This is a genomic window from Okeania sp. SIO2B9, from assembly GCF_010672505.1.
Classification (GTDB): Bacteria; Cyanobacteriota; Cyanobacteriia; order Cyanobacteriales; family Microcoleaceae; genus Okeania; species Okeania hirsuta.
This window is the reverse complement of the sequence record NZ_JAAHGK010000230.1, coordinates 1-7,406: the sequence shown is the minus strand read 5'-3', so window position 1 is coordinate 7,406 and position 7,406 is coordinate 1. Positions and strand designations below refer to the sequence as shown.

Genomic DNA, 7,406 nt, shown 5'->3' with positions numbered 1-7,406 from the left:
TGAATTGGTTGCAGGATAGATCATAGACCACAGTAGGGACGTTCTATGGAATGTCCCTAAATGGCTTTAGGAGCGATCGCTCAATTAGTAGCGCCAAACAGATACTAACATTACATCAAAATGATAGTCATAACTCCATACTGGTAAACTCAGACGATTAGAAATAATTGCTGTTAAACCATCAAATAAAGTAATTCGTTGATCGGGAAAATTTTCAACTAATTTTGTTGCTGCTAAGTAGTCATCAACTGTGGGATTAATTAATTCAACTCCGGCAAAAATTTGCTGCAAAAATGCTCTGGCAGTTTCATTTCCTAGACGATACAAAACTAAAGTATAGGCTTCTAAAAGAGTCGGATAAGTAACAATAACTCCTAAGTTTTCTTGTTGGAGTTGGTTTAAGTCTGCTTGGGCCTGTTGATGATATTGGTCATCTGGATCGATCGCAGCATAAAGGGGGCCAGTGTCGGCAATAACAGCTCTCATGGTTGTTGTTGAGTGGGAAGGTTGGCAATAACTGAGTCGTGGTTAATTGATGTCTTGTGGTATCCACTGCCTTTTGATGCTGGCGTTATTTGTAGATGTTTTTTGGGTGGGGATAAATAACCACGTTGAGTTAGAAATTCTTCTACTGCTGCTTGTATAACTATATTGGGTGTGGGGGAGTCTTGGCGATCGCGCATATAGGATAATAATGCACTTGCTAGAGGTTCGGGTAAGTTTATGGTTTGTGGTTCCATTTTTTTTGAGTGTGAGGTTTTGGTTGATGATTTTCTAACACAAATTTTGAGTTTTGTCAATTTGGAGGCGATCGCTCAATTTTACTACCGACATATAGCAACTGTAGGGGCGGGTTCCAGTTCAAATTAACAATAGCAACCATTAAATCAAATGAACCCGCCCCCATGTTTATGAATTAAATCAATGGTGGGGGCAGGTTTACATGACTAAACTGCTAATTGACAAAGCTTTCGGCTAAACCCGCCCCTACAATTTTTTTGTTTGGTTTCTAACTTCTGACTTCTGACTTCAAACTTCTGACTTCTACTCAATTCCCTCACACAAACGTTTATCTTCTTCGCTGACATTGGGATTATTCCTCAAATAATCGCCCACCCAGTCGCAGCCTTCTTTGAGGAGGGAGTCGAGGTTTAAATTCCATAGGCGCACGGTGCCATCATGGCTAGCAGAAGCCAGCAGTTTGCCATCGGGGCTGAAACTGAGGTGATTGACCCAATCTTTATGCCCCTCTAAAGTAGCAACAGCAGTGCCATCTGGAAGCCACAGACGCACTGTGCCATCACCGCTTGCAGAAGCCAGCAGTTTGCCATCGGGGCTGAAGAGGTGATTGACCCAATCTTTATGCCCCTCTAAAGTAGCAACAGCAGTGCCATCTGGAAGCCACAAACGCACTGTGCTATCACCGCTTGCAGAAGCCAGCAGTTTGCCATCGGGGCTGAAACTGACGTGGTAGACCAAAATTTTATGCCCCTCTAAAGTAGCAACAGCAGTGCCATCTGGAAGCCACAGACGCACTGTGCTATCACCGCTAGCAGAAGCCAGTAACTTGCCATCAGGGCTGAAACTGACGTGGTAGACCAAAATTTTATGCCCTTCTAAAGTAGCAACAACAGTGCCATCAGCTTGCCACAAACGCACCGTACCGTCATCGCTTGCAGAAGCGAGCAACTTGCCATCGGAACTGAAACTGACGTGTATGATTGAGTATTCATGCCCATCTAAAGTAGCAACAGGAGTGCCATCTGGAAGCCACAGACGCACTGTGCCATCATCGCTTGCAGAAGCCAGTAACTTGCCATCGGGGCTGAAACTGAGGTGATTGACCATACCTTTATGTCCATCTAAAGTAGCAACAGGAGTGCCATCTACTTGCCATACACGCACAGTGCGGTCTTCGCTGGCAGAAGCGAGTAATTTGCCATCAGGGCTGAAACTGACGTGTCTGACTGAATCTTTATGCCCCTCTAAAACAGCAACAGGAGTACCATCTACTTGCCATACACGCACGATGCCGTAATAGCCAGCAGAAGCCAGTAACTTGCCATCGGGGCTGAAACTGACGTGGTAGATTAAACTAGGATCTAATAAAGTCTTAAATTCTTTCCACTTCTCAAAATCAAAGGTCTGTTGCAGCAACACTATACCGCGCACCCTATTTTCCAGACTAACCCAACCAGCTTTTAATTTTTTCCCCAAGGCAATAACATCCAATTGCCTCCCTAAACTCGTAGCTCCCAAATATTCTAAAGTTGCAATTTCCCCTTTAAGTACAGCATTCATCTCCCCAACAACAGCCCGACGCCACTGCCAAACCGCCCCAACCGCCAATAATGACACGATCGCCAAACCACTCACTAACCCCAATATCGTCCTTCGCTTACCCAGTCGTTTCTCCTCTTCCTGTCGTTGACGCAACGCCATCCCCGCCTCAATAAATTCTTGAGTCAACTCAGACAACTCATCACCATACTTAATATAAAGTTCCTCCGCATTCTGCAATGCCACACCCCGCAGCAAAAAATCATCTACTCGCCCATGTTGTACCCACTTTTTAGCATCCTGCTCCATCTGTCGTTGCTGTTGTAGGCGACTTCTATTTTCATCCAACCACCAACGTAAAGTTGACCAATGACAGATTAAGATTTCGTGAGCAACTTCCACAGTAATTTCTGATCCCCCCAAACCCTCCTTGGGAAGGGGGGCTTTTTTGTTGTTATCTTCTAGTGTGGAGTGGGGTGTTGTTGCATCGGGTAAACTTTCCTGTGAGATAGTGATTTTTAATCCCCCCAAACCCCCCTTTCCAAGGGGGGCTTTTTTGTTAGTTTCCTCTTCATTAGTTCCCCCCTTACTAAGGAGGACTAGGGGAGATACATCCCCATACTTAGCAACATCACCATACTCTTCCAAACTTTTTCCCTTACCAAGGGAAACTTTTTCCTCCTGATGAGTCCCCCCCTTACTAAGGGGGGTTAGGGGGGATAAACCACCAACAACAATTAACCGCGCATCACTCAACTTTTTCAACACAGACTCCATCACCTCCTTCCCATACTTCTTACCCAACAACTCCGACTTCAACACCCGACGGCGAGTATCCTTCCCCTCTTCTCCCAACTGCACCAACTCCAGAAAAATAAACTGAGCGCAACTCTCCTCCTCTCGATGCAAACCCCGCCTCACATCCTCCGCTTTATTTTCCAACACCTCCTTAAAACCACCAATTTCCTCCTGATAAACCTGCAAACTCAACATTCCATCCCGGCGCTTTTCCCACAACTCCCGCAACACAAACTGCAACAAAGGCAAACCTCCCAATTCCTCCTGCACTCCATCCAACAACACATCCACCAAACCAGACTCTACCTTTAACCCCACTTTCTCAGCAGGTTTAACAATAGCGTCTCGATATTCCTGCTCCTGCAAATTCGGCGACACCAACATCAAATTCTGCTGCACCAAAACCTGCAACTCAGATACCTCCAAACAATTACCAATAAAATCATCCCGCAACGTTATTATTAACTTCAACTTATCGGACGTTTCCCGCAAAGCACCCAACAGCAAATTCAGAAATTCCGAACGTTCGTTTTCAGCAGTCAAAGTAAATAATTCCTCAAACTGATCCACCACCAAAACCACCATCGGTTCCACGCGACGACGCAACCACAATACCAACCATTCCACACCCAAATGCAACGAACCCTCCATTTCATCAACTTTCCCATCAGTCGCCAATACCCGAGCTAAAGCATTTATCGGGGTTGCACCAGGGCGAAAATAACCACACCAACATTTACCAGGAGGTTGCTTTCCTGCCGCCAGTTTTGGCAAAATACCAGCTTGCACCACCGAAGACTTCCCACTACCCGAAGCACCTACCACTGCCAAAAACGAACTATCCCGCAACCTTGCCAAAATCTCCTGTATCAGCTTTTGCCTACCAAAAAAGAACTCCGCATCCTGTTGACGAAACGCCTCTAAACCTTTATTAGGGCAGATATTAGCATCAAAAATTGTATTAGTTGCCTCCCCAGGAAGCAAAATATCGATAGCATTTCCAGACAAATAAGTTGTAATAGGCAACCGTTGCTGCAACTCAATAACCAACCCCGCAACAGTCAAACCATGTCGAGCATTTCCGAATATTTTCACCAATTCCTGAGAAAACTGTAACGACGAGGAAGCAATAATACATTGAGACTTATTCTTTTCTTGATGCAAATATTCCACCCATTGAGTCAGCACATGATTTTCAGCATTGGGAAAATCAAGAATGATCGCTTGTTGGCGCACCTGAGAATTCCATAACTTTCTCTGCAACCAAAAACAACTAATACCCACCCCATCTCCCAAAACCAGATAATGCTCATGCTCATTATCATCATTAATGACACTTTCAACCTCACCGCGGATGTGCAAAAATGCTGTTTCTAATTGGGTATGGGGAGGGTGGGGAGAGGGGGTAGAGTGGGAAGAGGGGGTAGAGGGGGTAGAGGGGGGAGAGTGGGGAGAGTGGGGAGAGGGGGTAGAGTGGGAAGGGTGGGGAGGATCGATATTTAAACATTTCAATATTCCAGCTTTTACATCTTGCCAAGAGCGGTTAGGTTGCGCCCAATATCCTACATTAAATTCACCCCGACTGTGCAAAACACCTGATAAAGAAACAGTCTCTTCACATCCTACCAAACCATTAATAATTACAGCTTGTCGCCGACTATTTTCATTACTATTAATCGGCACAATTCCTAACACAAACTCCCCCGCTCCCTCCACAATTCTTAGAGGAGTTTGCCCAGGAGATTCTGACTGAATATTTGATTCACCACGATTAGCTTTTTGTTGATTAGTCAAACGAATTTGCTGATTAGTTTTATCAATATATTCCAAAGTGCGATGATAGACATATTTATATAAACTATCCGCCTCAATTACTCCTGACTTATCCGCAGCCTGACCCAAAAAACCTTGAATCAAATAATAAGTAAATAATCCATGTTTTAAATTTTTCCATTCTTCAGATTGTTCGTACTTATCGCAAGACAAAAGCGCATAAAAACCTTGACTTTTAGCAGCCCTTTGCCAAAATAATTCAATTAATTGTGGAGCAATACTAGATGTTTCAGATTCAGATAATTTCTTGCTTTCAGACAAATGCTGAAAATTAATACTTGTGCCACCACTATGACAAGCATCAATAAAAATCAATTGATATTTAGCACCACTTTCTGCCAACTTTTGCAAAATTTCTGATACTGGCAAACCTGTTGTAGTTAAATTATTAGTTTGAGTATTTTTCAGACATAATATTGGTTGTTGAGTTTGTTTGTCTAAAAAACCATGACCGGAAAAATAAATTAAAATAGTATCTTCTTTAGTAGCTTGAGAGACTAACTTTTCTAAGCTATTTTTCACCACGTCAAGATGAGGATATTCAGGAGTATTATCGTGATGGATAATAATAGTTTTATTGGTGAATAATTTTGTAGCTAATTCTAATGCAGCCTTTAATTCCTGACAATCATTAACACAATAATTTAAGTTCTTTATTCTGGCATCATCATATTGATTAATTCCCACTAAGAGAATTAAAAGTTTAGCTTCACCAGTTTGAAGTTTTTCTACATTAGAATTACCAGCCGATCTAGGCATATATTATTCTCCTGGAAGAAGGCAGAAGTACAGAAAGGCAAAGAATCTGGGAATCTTTTCAGTGGCCACTCCGCAGACTCAACCCCCTGACCTTAACCTATACAATATATACGATGACAATAGGAAAAGTTATTCAAACTTTGCTGAGAGCTGAATATTTACCTTCCTTCTTCCCTCTTCCTTCTTCCCTCTTCCTTCTTCCTTCTTCCTTCTTCAATTAACCAATTCTGCCATGCAAATAATCCTCTGTTTTCTGATTTTTAGGGTCAGCAAATAAATCTTTAGTTTCACTAAATTCTATCAATTCTCCTAAATATATAAACGCCGTATAATCAGATAATCTTGCAGCTTGCTGCATACTATGAGTCACAATTAAAATAGTTATCTTTTCTTTTAATTGACTCATCAACTCTTCAATTTTAGCAGTAGCAATTGGGTCAAGAGCAGAAGTAGGTTCATCCAATAAAATCATCTCAGGTTCTCCTACTAAAGCACGAGCTATACATAGACGTTGTTGTTGACCTCCAGACAAATTAAAAGCTACCTCTTTTAATCTATCTTTCACCTCATTCCACAAAGCTGCCCCTCGAAGAGCTTGTTCTACTTTTTCATCAATTAAACTCCGTCTTTTTTCACCACGCACCCGCAAACCATAAGCTACATTTTCATAAATTGATTTGGGAAATGGATTGGGTTTTTGAAATACCATGCTAATGCGCATTCGTACTTCTATCGGGTCAATATTTTTAGCCAAAATATTCAGAGAATCTAGCCAAATTTCTCCTTCATAGTAATTTCCTGGATACAAATCGTGCATGCGATTAAAGCAGCGTAATAAAGTAGTTTTTCCACACCCTGAAGGTCCGATTAATGCAGTAACTTGTTTTTCTGGAACAACCAAATCAATATTTTTTAAAACATGGGATTGACCATAATAAAAATTCAGTTTTTTGACTTCTGCTTTGGGCTTTATAGTAATTAATTCTTGTTTGTTTCTATAAAAGTTTACCATTTGATACCTTTACGAATTAGATAACGTAAATAAATAGCTAGAGTATTGATTGTCAAAGTCATAATAGTTAATACAGTACCTGCTGCTGCTGCATTTATTTCAAATGCTTTCTGTGGGCGAGAAACCCAGTTAAACATCTGAATTGGCATTAATGTAAATGGAGCTTGGAGCCAGGAAAAAGAAATAAACGGAAATTCACTTTTCAATGGAGATTCTGGTAAAAAAGCAATAAATGTTAATGCACCAATAGTAATAACTGGAGCTGTTTCTCCTATTGCCCGTGATAAACCAATAATTATACCAGTAAGAATAGTACCAAAAGAGTAAGGTAAAAGATGGTCCCAAATCATTTGCCATTTACTTGCTCCAAGAGCATAAGCAGCTTCTCGTAAATTAGTTGGAATGGAGCGGAGAGCTTCACGAGTAGTGACAATAACTATAGGTAAAATTAATAAGGCTAAAGTTAAGCCTGCGGTGAGAATACTTTCCCCTAATTTTAACTGATAAACAAAAAATCCTAATGCTAATAAACCATAAATAATTGAAGGTACACCTGCAAGATTTGTCACATTAATTTCTATTAGATCGGCTATCCAATTTTTACGAGCATATTCTTCTAGATAAATACCAGAGGCAACTCCTAAAGGAATTGCTACTAATGTAGTTACTAACATCACTAAACAAGTACCTACCCAAGCTGATAAAATTCCTGCTTCTTCCGGTA

The 7,406-nt window shown here is 41.4% G+C and carries 5 protein-coding genes; all 5 read right to left on the bottom strand.

The annotated features are described in order from the left end of the window. Positions 1–84: 84 nt before the first annotated feature. On the bottom strand, positions 85–486 hold the full coding sequence (locus F6K13_RS10715) for a type II toxin-antitoxin system VapC family toxin (RefSeq protein WP_124146213.1): 402 nt from the start codon (positions 484–486) through the stop codon (positions 85–87). Beyond that, positions 483–740: a hypothetical protein gene (locus F6K13_RS10710; RefSeq protein ID WP_124146212.1), complete on the bottom strand. Its 258-nt coding sequence runs from the start codon at positions 738–740 to the stop codon at positions 483–485. Before F6K13_RS10710 ends, F6K13_RS10715 begins: the two co-directional genes overlap by 4 nt. A gap of 304 nt (positions 741–1,044) precedes the next feature. Continuing rightward, positions 1,045–5,670 carry a caspase family protein gene (locus tag F6K13_RS10705; protein WP_287287354.1) on the bottom strand — a complete coding sequence of 1,542 codons (4,626 nt, stop codon included), beginning with the start codon at positions 5,668–5,670 and terminating at the stop codon, positions 1,045–1,047. 217 nt (positions 5,671–5,887) lie between these two features. Continuing rightward, on the bottom strand, positions 5,888–6,682 hold the full coding sequence (gene pstB / locus F6K13_RS10700) for a phosphate ABC transporter ATP-binding protein PstB (protein WP_124146210.1): 795 nt from the start codon (positions 6,680–6,682) through the stop codon (positions 5,888–5,890). After that, positions 6,676–7,406: phosphate ABC transporter permease PstA (gene pstA, locus F6K13_RS10695; RefSeq protein ID WP_287287352.1), on the bottom strand; the 731-nt coding region annotated here is incomplete at its 5' end. The genes pstA and pstB, both read right to left, overlap by 7 nt.

Excerpts from the sequence above, each read along its gene's own strand:
- F6K13_RS10715 (WP_124146213.1), bottom strand. The coding sequence starts at position 486 with ATGAGAGCTGTTATTGCCGACACTGGCCCCCTTTATGCTGCGATCGAT.
- F6K13_RS10710 (WP_124146212.1), bottom strand. The coding sequence starts at position 740 with ATGGAACCACAAACCATAAACTTACCCGAACCTCTAGCAAGTGCATTA.
- F6K13_RS10705 (WP_287287354.1), bottom strand. The coding sequence starts at position 5,670 with ATGCCTAGATCGGCTGGTAATTCTAATGTAGAAAAACTTCAAACTGGT.
- pstB (WP_124146210.1), bottom strand. The coding sequence starts at position 6,682 with ATGGTAAACTTTTATAGAAACAAACAAGAATTAATTACTATAAAGCCC.